The organism is Enterobacter sp. MGH 24, assembly GCF_000493015.1.
Taxonomy (GTDB): Bacteria; Pseudomonadota; Gammaproteobacteria; order Enterobacterales; family Enterobacteriaceae; genus Enterobacter.
The window spans coordinates 1,445,908-1,459,727 of record NZ_KI535657.1 but is presented as its reverse complement, the minus strand read 5'-3'; the positions used below and the strand labels follow the sequence as shown (position 1 = coordinate 1,459,727).

General features: G+C 54.5%; 15 protein-coding genes. 2 read left to right on the top strand and 13 right to left on the bottom strand.

Annotated elements, in window-relative coordinates; genetic code table 11:
- Window positions 1–139: 139 nt before the first annotated feature.
- Window positions 140–1,138, top strand: a complete 999-nt coding sequence (locus L370_RS14890) for an aldo/keto reductase (protein WP_023333967.1) — start codon at window positions 140–142, stop codon at window positions 1,136–1,138.
- A 66-nt stretch (window positions 1,139–1,204) separates the two neighbouring features.
- On the opposite strand, the gene L370_RS14895 is transcribed toward L370_RS14890, so the two are convergent.
- The 8 genes from L370_RS14895 to L370_RS14930 are packed head-to-tail and all read right to left on the bottom strand — an operon-like array spanning window position 1,205 to window position 7,129.
- The gene (locus L370_RS14895; protein ID WP_023333966.1) at window positions 1,205–2,380 is read right to left on the bottom strand and encodes an acetyl-CoA C-acetyltransferase; all 1,176 of its coding nucleotides are present in this window, start codon (window positions 2,378–2,380) and stop codon (window positions 1,205–1,207) included.
- Window positions 2,377–2,790 carry a carboxymuconolactone decarboxylase family protein gene (locus L370_RS14900; RefSeq protein ID WP_023333965.1) on the bottom strand — a complete coding sequence of 138 codons (414 nt, stop codon included), beginning with the start codon at window positions 2,788–2,790 and terminating at the stop codon, window positions 2,377–2,379. The genes L370_RS14895 and L370_RS14900 overlap by 4 nt, the downstream gene beginning before the upstream one ends.
- Window positions 2,777–3,997, bottom strand: coding sequence for an MFS transporter (locus L370_RS14905; RefSeq protein ID WP_023333964.1), 1,221 nt, complete (start codon window positions 3,995–3,997; stop codon window positions 2,777–2,779). Before L370_RS14905 ends, L370_RS14900 begins: the two co-directional genes overlap by 14 nt.
- 21 nt (window positions 3,998–4,018) lie before the next feature.
- A complete protein-coding gene (locus L370_RS14910) occupies window positions 4,019–4,669 on the bottom strand; it encodes an HAD family hydrolase (protein WP_023333963.1) in 651 nt (216 codons plus the stop codon).
- Between the two features lie 3 nt (window positions 4,670–4,672).
- Complete coding sequence (locus L370_RS14915) at window positions 4,673–4,897, bottom strand: 2-hydroxymuconate tautomerase (RefSeq protein ID WP_023333962.1); 225 nt, start codon at window positions 4,895–4,897, stop codon at window positions 4,673–4,675.
- A gap of 7 nt (window positions 4,898–4,904) precedes the next feature.
- Window positions 4,905–5,738: a hypothetical protein gene (locus L370_RS14920; protein ID WP_023333961.1), complete on the bottom strand. Its 834-nt coding sequence runs from the start codon at window positions 5,736–5,738 to the stop codon at window positions 4,905–4,907.
- On the bottom strand, window positions 5,731–6,507 hold the full coding sequence (locus tag L370_RS14925; protein WP_023333960.1) for an AfsA-related hotdog domain-containing protein: 777 nt from the start codon (window positions 6,505–6,507) through the stop codon (window positions 5,731–5,733). Before L370_RS14925 ends, L370_RS14920 begins: the two co-directional genes overlap by 8 nt.
- A gap of 10 nt (window positions 6,508–6,517) precedes the next feature.
- A complete protein-coding gene (locus L370_RS14930; RefSeq protein WP_023333959.1) occupies window positions 6,518–7,129 on the bottom strand; it encodes a hypothetical protein in 612 nt (203 codons plus the stop codon).
- Window positions 7,130–7,316: 187 nt separating this feature from the next.
- On the opposite strand from L370_RS14930, the gene L370_RS14935 reads away from it, so the two are divergent.
- Complete coding sequence (locus tag L370_RS14935; protein ID WP_023333958.1) at window positions 7,317–8,237, top strand: LysR family transcriptional regulator; 921 nt, start codon at window positions 7,317–7,319, stop codon at window positions 8,235–8,237.
- On the opposite strand, the gene L370_RS14940 is transcribed toward L370_RS14935, so the two are convergent.
- The 5 genes from L370_RS14940 to uhpA all read right to left on the bottom strand — a co-directional run bounded on the left by L370_RS14940 (window position 8,234) and on the right by uhpA (window position 13,794).
- Window positions 8,234–8,686 (bottom strand): DUF1198 domain-containing protein, encoded by a 453-nt coding sequence (locus tag L370_RS14940; protein WP_021242696.1) that lies wholly within the window; start codon window positions 8,684–8,686, stop codon window positions 8,234–8,236. The genes L370_RS14935 and L370_RS14940 overlap by 4 nt on opposite strands.
- Before the next feature lie 176 nt (window positions 8,687–8,862).
- On the bottom strand, window positions 8,863–10,254 hold the full coding sequence (gene uhpT / locus L370_RS14945; RefSeq protein WP_023333957.1) for a hexose-6-phosphate:phosphate antiporter: 1,392 nt from the start codon (window positions 10,252–10,254) through the stop codon (window positions 8,863–8,865).
- A 132-nt stretch (window positions 10,255–10,386) separates the two neighbouring features.
- Window positions 10,387–11,706, bottom strand: a complete 1,320-nt coding sequence (locus L370_RS14950) for an MFS transporter (protein WP_023333956.1) — start codon at window positions 11,704–11,706, stop codon at window positions 10,387–10,389.
- The gene (gene uhpB, locus L370_RS14955; protein WP_023333955.1) at window positions 11,699–13,204 is read right to left on the bottom strand and encodes a signal transduction histidine-protein kinase/phosphatase UhpB; all 1,506 of its coding nucleotides are present in this window, start codon (window positions 13,202–13,204) and stop codon (window positions 11,699–11,701) included. The genes L370_RS14950 and uhpB overlap by 8 nt, the downstream gene beginning before the upstream one ends.
- Complete coding sequence (gene uhpA / locus L370_RS14960) at window positions 13,201–13,794, bottom strand: transcriptional regulator UhpA (RefSeq protein ID WP_014881931.1); 594 nt, start codon at window positions 13,792–13,794, stop codon at window positions 13,201–13,203. The genes uhpB and uhpA overlap by 4 nt, the downstream gene beginning before the upstream one ends.
- Between the last annotated feature and the right edge of the window lie 26 nt (window positions 13,795–13,820).

Genomic DNA, 13,820 nt, shown 5'->3' with positions numbered 1-13,820 from the left:
ACGATTTGACAACTTTTGTCGTTTTTAATGAGCCAGGAGGGAGAGCGTCATCGACTGATACCTTTTCAGCATAACGAAAATGAAAATTCAGTATCCACATTTGAGGTGAAACAATCATAGCGTCTGAAAAGGAGAAACTATGAAAACACGTAACTTATCTCAAAATCTTAGTGTTAGTGCTATTGGCTTTGGTGCGATGGGGCTGAGTGAATTTTACGGGCAGACGAATGACAATGCATCACTTGAGGTGCTGCATAAGCTCATCGAACTGAACGTGACGTTCATTGATACCGCAAATCTGTATGGCCGCGGTCACAATGAAAGGCTGATCGGTCACTTTCTTGCCGGGCTGGATAAAAGCACACGCGAGCAGTTTAAAATTGCCACGAAGTGCGGTATCGATCGCTCTCCCGACGAGTCCTATGCCCGCTCCATTAATAACACGCCCGACTATATCATCCGCTGCTGTAACGAATCCCTTAAGCGCCTTGGCGTTGAACGCATCGATCTCTTTTACCTTCACAGAGTGAGCAACGAAACACCGGTCGAAGAAAGCATGGATTGCCTGAGTGCGCTCGTTAAAGAAGGTAAAATTAACCATATTGGTCTTTGTGAAGTGTCAGCGTCAACGCTACGACGGGCCCATGAAGTCCATCCTGTCACCGCGCTGCAAACGGAATATTCTCTGTGGACGCGTGACATTGAAGATACAGTTCTGCCGGTCGTGAAAGAGTTGGATATCGGCCTGGTGCCTTACTCACCTCTCGGTAGAGGCTTCCTTACCGGAAAATACCTGAACAACAGTGATTTTGCAGAGGGTGATTTCCGCAAGAATAACGAACGTTTTGTTCAGTCCAGCCTCGATCATAATCGCCAGTTGCTCGATGCGATTACGCCGCTTGCGCAGAAATACGGTTGCACTTCAGGTCAAATTGCACTGGCGTGGTTGCTGGCGCAATACGATAAGCTGGTCCCCATTCCGGGCACTAAGCACACCCGTTATCTGGCTGAGAATGCACACGCAGCCGACATTGTTCTGGAAAAAAGCGATATTCAATCACTGAACGATATTCATCGAAAGATAGAGATTAAAGGTGAACGATATTCTGCAGAGGGAATGAAGGGTGTGAACGCCTGATACCTCATCATGAAATAAAAAACCGGGTTTACCCGGTTTTTTTATTTCTACAGATACGCCGTGCCGTTAGCGATAAACGCTCAACGCGACACCTTCCCCACCGCCTACGCACAGTGCGGCGACGCCACGCCTGCCGTCGTTACGGACCAGGGAATGAACCAGCGTCACCAAAATCCGGCAGCCAGATGCGCCTATCGCATGCCCAAGCGCGATGGCCCCGCCGTAAGGATTGATACGATCCGGGGAAATCCCAGCCCGCTGAATCACCGCCAGCGCCTGGGCGGCAAACGCTTCGTTCGATTCAAGGTGATCGACATCTTCAGGCTTCCATCCCGAGCGGGAAAGACAGTCGGCAATGGCTTGAATCGGGGCTGCGCCCATTAATGCCGGCTGGATACCGGAATTGGTAAACGCGCCCAGCGACGCCAGAACCGGCAAGCCACGCGCTTCGGCGGTATCACGTGTACAAAGCAGTACCGCAGCGGCACCGTCATTCAGCGATGATGCATTTCCCGCCGTCACCGTTCCCTCTTTTCGGAAGACAGGCCTCAGCTTCGTCAATTTTTCAATACTGGTTGCACGCGGCCCTTCATCCCTTTCCACGCTAATCGTTTCGCCTTTTCGCGTCAGCCACTCAACCGGAACAATTTCGCGCTCAAAAATGCCGCGCGCCTGCGCTTCAAGCGCATTGTGGTGAGAGATAAGGGCATACTCATCCTGCATTTCGCGGCTGATACCAAACTCCGTCGCGACATTCTCAGCGGTGATACCCATATGATAATCGTTGAAGGCATCCCAGAGCCCGTCAGAAACCAGGCTATCTTTGAGAGTGATATCACCCAGCCGCGTTCCGCTACGTGACGTCATGGCGATATGCGGCGCGTTGGACATACTCTCCTGACCGCCGGCGATAACAAACTCAGCCTCCCCCGTCTGAAGCGCCTGCATGCCCAGATGGACCGCCTTTAGCCCGGAACCACACACTTTATTGATTGTCAGACATTGCGTTTCTACCGGTAATCCGGCATTCAGGGCCGACTGCCGGGCCGGATTCTGACCGCAACCCGCAGTAAGTACCTGCCCCATAATGACCTGAGAGATATCACCGGCCTCTACGCCAGATTCTTTCAGGAGCGCCTGAATGACCCGGCTTCCCAGGTCAGAGGCGGAATGCTCCGCAAGTGCGCCCTGAAATGCGCCCGTCGCCGTGCGGCGGGCTGCTATAATGACAACCTCTCTCATGCGTCACCCCCTTTCAGTCCTGGCAAGGTATGACCCGTCGCGGCCATTGCCGCCCGGTATGCAGTTAGACCATTCATACAGGCGGGAACGCCAGCATACACCGCCATCTGTATCACGATTTCAAGCAGCTCTTCCGGCGTCACGCCTGTGTTGAGCGCGCCTCTCATATGCAGTTCCAGCTGCGGCATGGCATTACCCAGCGTCACAAGCGAGGCGACGGTCAGCATTTCGCGCGTTTTGAGATCCAGTCCCGGACGCCCCACCACATCCCCGAACGCATAGTCGGTAATCAGGGCGGGCAGCCCCGGGTCCAGCTCGCTCAGGCGGCGGGTGACTTTATCCGCAAGTCCCGCTTCAAGACGGTCCATAATCTCTCTGCCATAGCGCGTGCGGTCATTAATTTGACTCATAAGATTTCTCCAGAGGGGACTGTTTTGCGGTCAACGTTGCAGGAATAACCGCGACAAGCAGAACGGACAGGCCGATGGCCGTGCCGGCGACGATATACAGAAGCGGCATTGAAAATGCTGAAACCATCCAGGCACCGACCGACGCGCCGATACCAATGGCGGTATTGAAAAACGAAACGTAGATGGCGGAGGCCGGGAAAGCTTTATCCTCAGCCATACGTAAAACCCAGGTCTGGAAGCCGACAAATATTCCTGACACGGCAACGCCCCAGACAATCATGCTGATAAATATCAGCGCAGCAGAGAGCGAAGCACCTGACAGGCCCAGGAACAGCAGCACTGCACAGATCAGCAGTACAGACAAAGAGACCGTCAGCTTGAGATACTTATCAATCAACACGCCGGTCAGAAAATTACCGGCAAGACCCGCGATGCCGTAAACAAAAAGCACAGCGGGAATAAACGCGGTGGACAGTAAACTCTGCGTATGTAGCCAGGGTTCAATGTACGTAAAGGCGGCAAAGTGGGCCGTAACGGCCAGCAGGGTAGCGGAGTAAATTTTCCACAAGGTAGACGATTTCAGCACGCCTTTAAGCGCATCCAGGCCTAGCGCACTTTTGCTGGTGATCTGGGGAACAAGAACGCTAATACCCACAAAGGCAATTACGCTCAGCGCGGCCATCAGCCAAAATGCCTGCCGCCAGCCGAAGTGAATACCAATGTAGTTAGATACCGGTACGCCAAAAACGCTTGCTGCAGAGACGCCACCAAATACGATTGACGTCGCCGCCCCAATATATCTGGCAGGAACGATAGCAACCGCCGTTGCGCCGATCATCGCCCAGAATGCACCGTGAGCAAGCGCACCCAGCACTCGGGCGCTAAGCAGCATGCTGTAGGTGTTTACCGTCGCGGCCATGATGTTGGAGATCAGAAGCACCACGGTGAGCACGAGTAAAAGCCGCTTCTTGGCCACATTGCCTAAAAAAACGGAGGCAAACAGCGCACTCAACGCCCCCACCCAGGCATAAAGCGACACGGTCATGCCCACCGCGGATTCCGAAGACTGTAGCCCCTCTGCGATTGGCGTTAATAATCCGACGGGCGCCAGTTCAGTAGTGACAATAGTAAACGTTGAAATAGCCAGAATGAATAAAGCAAGCCATGACCTTAACGTCATATTTTGCAAAGAGAGTTCTGAAGTCATACTACTTACCTCAATGATGGTTTAAATAATGTGCCAATTTTTTTCTGTTGCATATCTGGTAAGCGCAGAATGCTCTCCCACACACACGGGATGCCCGATAGCTTCGAGCATTGGAATATCCGAAACATCATCACCGTAGGCATAACAATCCGCCGGGTTAATCTCCTTATCCCGGCAAAACGTTATAAGCGCATCTTTTTTACCCGCGCCAATGGTTTGCGGCAGGCCGATTTCACCCGTTAACTCACCTGCTTCATTTATTATGACCGGCGCACAGAGTACATCCGTTACCCCAAGGTATTTCGCAATGGGTGAAAGAATCGGAAGCATAGAGCCCGATATAAATACGGTGTACATGTTCTGACTTTGATGTTTTTTAAGTGCTGCAACGGCGCTCTCAATAAAAAACACGTTTTCCAGCTTACGCCTGAACCATTCCTCGCCCATTTCGTCCAGATAACGACAAGATACACCTTTAAACTGGCGATAATACTCTCGGTTCAGCGTCTCCCTTGGTACACCGTTTTTTACGTCGGCGCGAAAGCGAGACATAAAGCGTTGAAGACGATCGAGTTGATTATTTTCCCTGCACCAGAAATCATAGAAATCAAACATACTTTTAATATTTATAAGCGTCTCATCAACGTCAAAAAATGCGGCGTGTTTACGCAAAGCCTATTCCTCGTAGTTTTTTCTTCGGCTCTTGACCGGGAAATCTTTATCCGTACCAGACACACCTGCATCCGCCCAGCGGGAAGGCGAAATTTCAGAAACCACCACGGAGATTTTATCCAGCGGTGCACCTGTATTTTTGTGTACGGCAAACGTAATATCTTCCTGAAGCCTGATGATTTGATTTTCATCTTTCGTCGGCCAGGTCATCACATGAACAAACGGCATATTTTTCTCACTCTATAGTTGTAAATTCATCGAAGGAACGGCCTTTAAGTTTTAAATGGGCATGGATATCGCCTCCAAGACCGTAAAAACCAATTGCACCGCCGTAGCTCTGGCGCGAACTCATATAAAGTACGACCACGTTAATAATTCTGTTTCCTTTCCTCTCCGGCGCCGGAAAAGGATCGGTTAACTCTGCCCAATATTCGGCATTACCTTCGCTATCGGTTATAAATACGTTGGGTATGCCGAGCGGGCCAGGCCTGCTCGGCGCCTCAGAGGCTAAATCGTTTTCCCTGAGACTCATCACGGTATAAACGCTATCCGGAACAAGACTCCGGAACGAAAACGTGAACCGCGCTCGTTTTTTATCTTCGGACAACGTGACGTCAAAAATGCCCTCTGCCTCCAGCCAGGCTGCGAGGGTGACAGGCTGGATGTCTCGCTTTCCATCGCTGCTGCGATAATCCGCAATATAGCCGTCATGAAGCGGCACGCTCGGCCGCATTTCATTATTGGCCTGCGGCCGCTGTTCCGGTGCGAAAATCATCCGATAGTTGTTCATCGGAATGGGTAAAGGAAGCGTATGAAGAATGATCTCCTTCAAGGCATCCTGAGGCATTTTTTCTATATCACACAGAATGTTATAGGGTGCGATTTCCCCAAATGCCGGGAGCGCGCTGTCCGGTGAGACAATGACGCTTCGCCACTGCAGGCCGTTATCCCCGGGCACCATGCCAACCACGACAAAATTACCCTTCCCGTCCATGACCTCCGCAGGGGGGTAAAGCGGCCCCTGCGTGGTCGCAGCCAGACGGTATTTCTGGCTACGTAATTCAGGCATGCGTTACCCCCTGAGCCACCCCTTGCTGCTGAACGATGGTCGCCTGCATGGCAACCTCAGCCAGCGATTTTTCTTTCTCTGTAATCAGGGCGGAAGGATAGACGGTGAACGACACATCCATTGTCGCGCAGAGCGTTTGGTGCTGCGTGACGCGCACCTGAGCCTTGAAACGCCCCCGGCGGTCATTAATATCTTTTTCCAGAAATTCAAAGTGGACCAGCGCCGGTAAAGGGAACAGGAAACTGGCAAAATTGATTGCCATGCTATTAATGACGTAATAGCGCCCGCTTTCCTGCTGGTAAATAAATTCTTCGGTGACGCCGATAAAGGCCTGTCGGCTGGCTTCAACCAGCAGCATGCCCTGAATATGCTGGCCAGTCTGATGATCCGCCATCAATTCGCAACGCTCGTCGATCAACAAAGGCATAGCATACCGATCGGGATTATGCTCAATCTGTTCCGCAGGCCCTATAAGTACGTTCTGCTCCAGCTTTTTATGGCAATGTACATTTTTTTTGTCGCTAACCAGTTTTTCCAGAGAGCACATTTTAAGTTTATTACCATGAACTGCATTTCTTGCCTGGTTTGAAATTACTTTTCCGGCAAAATCCTTGCGCACGCCCTGACCAACAATAATTTCGTGTTCTTTATCAATGATATTCGCAGGGATCTGAGTCAATAATTCAAGCTGAGATATAGTCAATACATCTTTACCGTTGGCAAATTCATTAAATTTATCGCCAACAACAACCAACTTTTTACAGTTCATTCAGTGTTCCTCAACAACAGCAAGCACGGTAGATGCGCGTATAAAGGCCTTCATTGCCGCCAGTGATAAAGTTGTCGCCGGCCTGCTGAATGATTTCCTGGTAACGTGCATTGGTAAATGCTTCTTTATATGCTGCTTTATCACCGTTGAATGAGGAGATAAACATTACGCCCGGAACGCCGCTGATCAGAGAATGAAATGCTTCGAAACTTTCAATCTTATCTTTGTTATCTCTTACCACATTAAAAATGGTTTCATCGCGCCACTGACGGTACTGCTGATAGTTATGCGCAGGCACTTCAACGTGACGAAGCTGGATATAATTTGATTCTGGTAAGTGCTTTTTATTATCGATCGGGGATTCAACAAACTTAAGTAATTCGCGACGAATATCGGCAGAAAGAACATCCGAGAAACGATGGAACATAGATTCCATTTCACTCTCAACCCACGCAATTTCTTTAATGTCATTGAACGCGCGCAGCTCCAGCAATTCATTAATGCCGTTTTCTTCACAGGAATAGTAGCGAACGTTTTCATTGCTTTTTAATGAAGTGAATTCTTTTTCAGAAAAAGTATTTTTTAATGGGAAGCGTGATACCAGTACATATTTAGACGACATAATTACTCCGAATATTGATTGAGTGGGGATTCGCATAGAAATTTATCAATACAGGAAACAATTGGAATTGTTAAATTTGTAATATATTTTTGGTATTACTGTTAAAACGGGTTTTGCTGCCCGCATTTAGCGTGTAATATCGAAATCGAAAAAAGACTAAATACCTTTTCGCATTCAGGACTCACGTATGGCCACAGCAGAACATTTAATCAGCAATAACCTGCCCAGTATCAAACAATTACAATGCTTTCTTGCTGTTGCACATGAACTGAATTTCCGTAAGGCTGCCGAACGTCTACGCATGACTCAACCGCCATTGACGCGCCAGATAAAGTGCCTTGAAGCGGTCCTGAAACGTCAGTTGTTCAGCCGCAGCACGCATGACGTTAGCCTCACTGAAGCAGGTCGAGCGCTGGTTGTTCAGGCAGAAAAAATACTGAAAGACATCAGCAATCTAAAAGAAGATCCTCTCTCTTCTGAAACGAGCCTGCGTATCGGACTCACGCGGACGCTTAATTTTGAATATATTGAACCCGTGAACACCCAGCTTCAAAAAATGAACGCGGGAGATGATGTCGAAACGCCGGATCTGACGTCAGCCCAGCTGCTGCAAAGCTTGTCTAAAAATATGCTGGACCTGGTGCTGACCGGTGAAAAAGGAACGGGTCATGAAGACATTGTTCAATACCGCTGGGTCTGCCAGGAGCCGTTGCTCATCGCAATGCCCTCTTTGCATCCTGCCAGCCTGAAAGAGAAAGTCGCGCTGGAAGACATTAGCGATCTCCCGATTTTTTGGTTTTCGCGAAGCGCTAACCCGTCATTCTATGACAAATGCGAAAGCTACTTTGATACGCTGAAAACGCCGCTGAAGCGGATAAAAGAGCCGGATGATACCCTCGTGATGCTGAGCCGTATCGCAAGAGGGAAAGGATTTGCCCTGCTGCCACAGTCGAAATGCACCTTTAATCAGGAAGGACTTTGCTACCGTGAACTCACGGACGCGGAGGCAAAAAGGTTAAACATAGATATCTATGCCGCCACCCGCCTCAATGAAAATAGAGAGGAGATTCTGAACGCTCAGAATGTATTATGCGGGAAAATGCCTTAATGCAGATAAAACACACCCTCTTCCGGCAGGAAGAGCTGGTTGTAGCGTAGCTGGAAGGCATTCAGCTCCTGCGGATCGGGCTCCATCTCGCGCATGAAGCCAAGCGCCAGACGAATTTGCGCATCGGTAATGGGTGCGGCCAGGCGGGCTTTACGCAGCATGCGGTGCCAGGCGTGCAGGTTCTCTTCGCTACCGTCAACGATGCAGACCTGCCAGATGAGCAGCACCTGCGCGGCGTTTTGCAAATGCGCCTCGTCCGGCCGCTCAAGGTAGCGGATAAACTCATTCCCCGGCGTTTTTCCGAACTGGTCGATCATCGACTCAACCGGCATCGGGGTGATCCCCAGCCGTTCGCTTAATCGTTTGATGGCGCGGCGGGAATCTGAGGTCAGGACGCGAAATCCCACCACAAACACCACGGCAAGCGTTGCCAGCATTATCCAGACCATGCGTTCTCCTATGAATAGCCGCTCATCATAGCGGGAAACGCAGCGCGTCGACAGCGGGCAGGACCATAATAGTGAACGGAAAAGATGTTGAAGAATGGGAGATGAAGAATTAACGCCGTCGCGGCAATATAAAAAAGCCCGGCATCACACACCGGGCAAAGAAGTTACCTGCACACTCAGGCTGTTTTTAATTTCTGCGCACGATTCTCACGGCGAATTTTACGTTCTTCCAGCACCGCAACCATCGCCATCAGGACGATACAGCCAATGGCTGCCGCATCCAGCGCGGCGAAGGTGCCCGCCCAGCCGGTGAGGCCGAAAATCGGCGTGCCGTCGGCAATCATCCCCAGACCCAGCTTGGCGAAGCTGTCGCCGATCAGGTAGGCGAAGGTGCCTTTAATCCCATCGGCGGCGCCGATCGCTTTTTTCGGGACGAAGCCCACTGCCGCCACGCCGATCAGTAATTGCGGACCAAACACCAGGAAGCCGAGCGCGAACAGGGACGCCAGGTAAACGTACTGGTTGCTGGCGTGCTGGTAGACGCCGAGGGTGGCGATAATCAGCGCCAGCGCGACGCAGGCCACCAGCGCACGACGGCCGTTGGCGAGGTCAGAGAGCCAGCCCCACAGCAGCGTGCCGACCAGCGCGCCTACTTCGAACAGGGTGAAGCCCTGAATCGCCACTTCTTTTGAGAGCTTCAGCTCCTGGAAGGCATACACGGTCGACCACTGGTCGATGCCGATACGCACCACGTAGAGGAAGATGTTTGAGAAGCACAGCAGCCAGATCACTTTGTTTTTCAGCACGTACTCAACAAAGATCTGCCATTTGGACATCTCGTTTTCTTCGGTCTCTTTGTCCTCTTCGCTGATCTCCTCCCCGAACAGCTCTTCGGCTTTGCCGAGGCCGTAAGACTCCGGGGAGTCGCTGCCGTAGCGCAGGCCGATAAAGCCGACAATCAGGGCGATAATCGACGGGAAGATAAACATCCCGATCACGTGGCCGTCGAACAGGTAGTTTGCGCCGAACAGCGCCACGCCAGCCGCACCCGCCCCGCCGAGGTTGTGGGAGATGTTCCACATGCCGAGGTACGAACCACGCTTGCGGCGCGGGGTCCATTTGGTGATGGTGGAGTAGCTGCACGACCCGCCGGTGCTCTGGAAGAAACCGCTCAGGGCGTAGAAGGCGATCATCATGAACAGGCTGACGGAGCCCGCGCCCATGCTGGCGCTGAAGCCGAGCATACAAATGGCGGAGAGGATCAGCATAAACGGCAGGAACTGCTTGGTGTTTTTGCCGTCCGCGTAGTAGGAAACGACGGTTTTCCCCACGCCGTAGGTGATGGAGAAGCCCAGGCCAATCATCCCCAGCTGCGTCATGCTCAGCCCGTAGGTTGAGATCATGTCGTTCTGCGCGATGTTAAAGTTTTTGCGGATCAGGTACATGGTCAGGTAGCCGATGAAGACCACCAGATAAGACTGCATGAACGGTTTGAACCACATCTTGCGCCGCACGTCGAGCGGCAGATCCAGGGTCGGCTTGCGCACCTGATTTAAGAAGGCCAGCATGACTGAGTTACTCCTGAGCTGATTTTTGCAGCATTGTAAAAATCAGCCGGGAGAGATGCCTGAGACAGCGTCCTGGTAAAACCGGGAAAATTTCCTAGTTTTGCGCCATTCGGGGTGAAAAGGTGAGACGCATCACGCTTCACTCACCTCGCGCGGGGCCTGCGCGTGCAAAAACGGCAGCAGCAGCAGGGCGGAAATCCCCGCCGCGATGGCGATCACCGCGAAGAACCCGCTCCAGTGCCAGACGTCGATCACCCGTGCCAGCGGCCAGCCGGAGAGCGACGCGCCGAGGTAGGCAAACAGCCCGACAAAGCCCGTCGCCGCGCCAGCCGCCTCTTTGTGGGAACACTCCGCCGCCGCCATGCCGATCAGCATCTGCGGGCCAAATACGAAGAAGCCGATGGTGAAGAAGCACGCCGCCTGCATCACGTAGCTGGCGAACGGCATCAACCACAGCGAGCCGACGGAGAGCAAAATCCCGGCGGCGAAAATCAGGTTCATTGGGCCACGGTTGCCGTTGAACAGCTTATCCGATCCCCAACCCGCCACCAGCGCGCCGATAAACCCACCCAGCTCGAACATCGTCACCGCCGAGTTGGCGGTCACCAGGTCCACGCCGAGCGTCTCGGACATGTACAGATTGCCCCAGTCGTTGATGGCCGCGCGCACCACGTAGACCAGCACGTAGCAGAGCGACAGCAGCCAGATGTACGGGTTTTTCAGCACGTATTTGGTGAGTATCTCCCTTCGGGTCAGCCCCGCGCCTTCCTGCTGCTGGGCAATTTCCATCTCGTCGTGCCGCCAGTCGCCCACCGGCGGCAGGCCGACGGTTTGCGGCCTGTCGCGCAGGCGCCAGCAGAGGAACAGCCCGGCGACAATCGCGAGGCCACCGGCAATCATCATCCCCGCGCGCCATCCGTAGTGCAGCGCTGCCGCCCCTACCACCATCGGGATCAGCGCCCCGCCGACGTTATGCGCGGTATTCCAGATTGCCCACCAGCCGCCGCGCTCGTTGCGCGAATACCAGGCGGTGAGCAGGCGGGCGCAGACCGGCGCCCCCCAGCCCTGGAAAAAGGCGTTCAGCGCCCACAGCAGGGCAAAGGCCCACAGCGAGGTGGAGAAGCCAAACAGAATGTTCACCACGCCGGTGGCGATCAGCCCAACGCCCATGAAATAGCGCGCGTTGGAGCGATCGCTGACGATGCCGGAGAAGAACTTCGACAGGCCGTAGGTGATATAAAACAGCGTCGCCAGCAGACCGATATCGGTGCGGGTCATCACGCCGCTGGCGAGGATTTCCGGCGCAGCGGCGTTGAAGCTTTTGCGGGTGAAGTAGAACAGCGCGTAGCCGAGCCAGATGGTAATCAGGATATGGCGACGCCAGTAGCGGTAACGGGCGTCGATTTCCGCTTTATCGCCTATCGGCGCGGCGCTGGCAGGGGTTTTAAACATGGTGGCTCCTTAGCGGCAGGCTGACGCTGACGCGCGTCCCGTGGGTGCAGGAGATGTTCAGCGTGCCGCCCAGCGCCTTCACGCGCTCGCGCATGCCCGCCAGGCCAAAGCCCTGCTGCCCGGAGCCCGGCGGCAGGCCGCAGCCGTCGTCTTCAATCACCAGCTTGAGGCTGTCATCCTGCTGCCAGCCCTGGATCGTGACCGCGCTGGCGCTGGCGTGTTTGACGATATTGTTCAGCCCCTCCTGACAGACGCGAAACAGCGTCACGCGCTGGCCTTCGCTCAGCGCAGGCTCGTTAATGCGCCAGTCGAGATGGCTAACAATGCCGCGGCTTTCCAGCTCCATCTCACGCATCAGGGAACGCACCGCCTGCTCAAGCGACAGGTCGTCGAGCTGCCGCGGGCGCAGCCGTCCTAACAGGCGGCGAACGGAGTCATAGACGCCCAGCGAAAGCTGTTCGATATGCGCCCCGCCCTGCTTCACGCCCGCGTTTTCTGCCGCCAGGCGCTGGACAATACCTGCCTGGGTGCGGATCGCGGTGATGGTCTGGCCGATATCGTCGTGCAGCTCGCGGGCGACCTCCTGCCGCACGCTCTCTTCCGTCTCCAGCAGACGCTCCGCCAGACGACGGTTGCGCGCCAGTTCGGTCTGCAGGGACTGGTTCAGCTCGCGCAGGCGCTGAATGCCCGCGCCGAGAAGCAGCCCGGTCAGGCTCTGGGCCAGCAGTGAAAGCAGTAAATCCACAGGATGATCGTGCCAGGTCTGGCTGGCGATCAGCGCGATGGCGTTCATCAGCGTGGCGATCAGCGCCCCCTGCCAGCCGTAGTGCCAGGCAAGGGCGATGATTGGAAGCGCCAGACAAAACGGCGTGAAGCGTGAAAGCTCTGCGGGCAGGCCAAGCTGTAGCCACAGGCTCACCACAAACAGCAGCAGATACCAGATGAGGTGCCGGGCGCGCCAGTTCACCGGTTGGGAAACCAGCGCCGGGCCCAGCGGCTGCCAGACGGTGCTGGTGAGGTAGTGCCAGATTACGAGGCAGGTCGGGGCGAGCGTCAGGCCGCCGGTGAGAGTCAGCAGCAGGGCGTTGAGCATCTCCTTTTCACCCACCCACGGAAGCGACTGCAGCAGCGCGGCGGCAATCAGCGCCGCCCCCTGCCGCAGCAGCGTGCGCCAGTCGCGCTGGTGACGGTAGCGGGAAATGAGCGCAACCGGGAGAAGCGTGAGCAGGCTTCCGGTCATCAATAAGGGCAGGTGCGCCAGGGCCACTTCCTGCGCCAGCCAGACCAGCATCAGCCACTCTGCGCCGAGTAAAACCGGCCAGTAGCCGCGCGGGCACTGGAGCATTAAGCCCAGACGCAGGCCGAAGGGAAACAGCAGCACCGCCAGCTCCGGGCGTTCCACCAGGTGCAGGCTGATGCTCCACAGGCAAAACCAGGCGGCGGAGAAGATAAAAAAGCTGGCGACAACGGCGATCAGCCGTGAAAAAGCGGAACTCATTGCCAGCTGTCGAACATGCGGCGCGCCAGCTCGACGTCGTTGCTGACGTTAAGTTTTTCCATCAGGTTGGCGCGGTGAACGTGCACGGTTTTCGGGGACAGATCCAGCTCGGCGGCAATCTCTTTTACCGACATTCCCTGCGCGAGTTTTTCTGCAACCTGACGCTCGCGTTTGGTGAGCGGATCCTGACGTCCGGCCGCCAGCTTGATGGCGATATCCGGCGTCAGATAGCAGCCGCCGGTGGAAACGGTGCGGACGGCGGCGATCAGCTCGTCCGGGCTACAGCGTTTAGAGAGGAAACCGCGCGCGCCCGCGTTGAGCGCCTGCTCGACCAGCGCCGGGCTATCGTGAACCGACAGCATAATCGTCGCCATCCCTTTCGGCAGCTGGCTTAGCAGCTCCAGTCCGGAGAGATCCGGCATCGAGATGTCGCAGATACAGACCTGCACTCCGCGCCCCGGCAGGCCCGCCAGCGCCTCGCGACCGGAGCCAAACTCGGCCACGACCTGAAAATCCGGTTCGAGGTTCAGAAGCTGGGCAAAGCCGGAGCGGACGATAAGGTGGTCGTCGATGAGAGCGATGGTGGTCATGAGTTGATCCTGATGCGTGAACACGC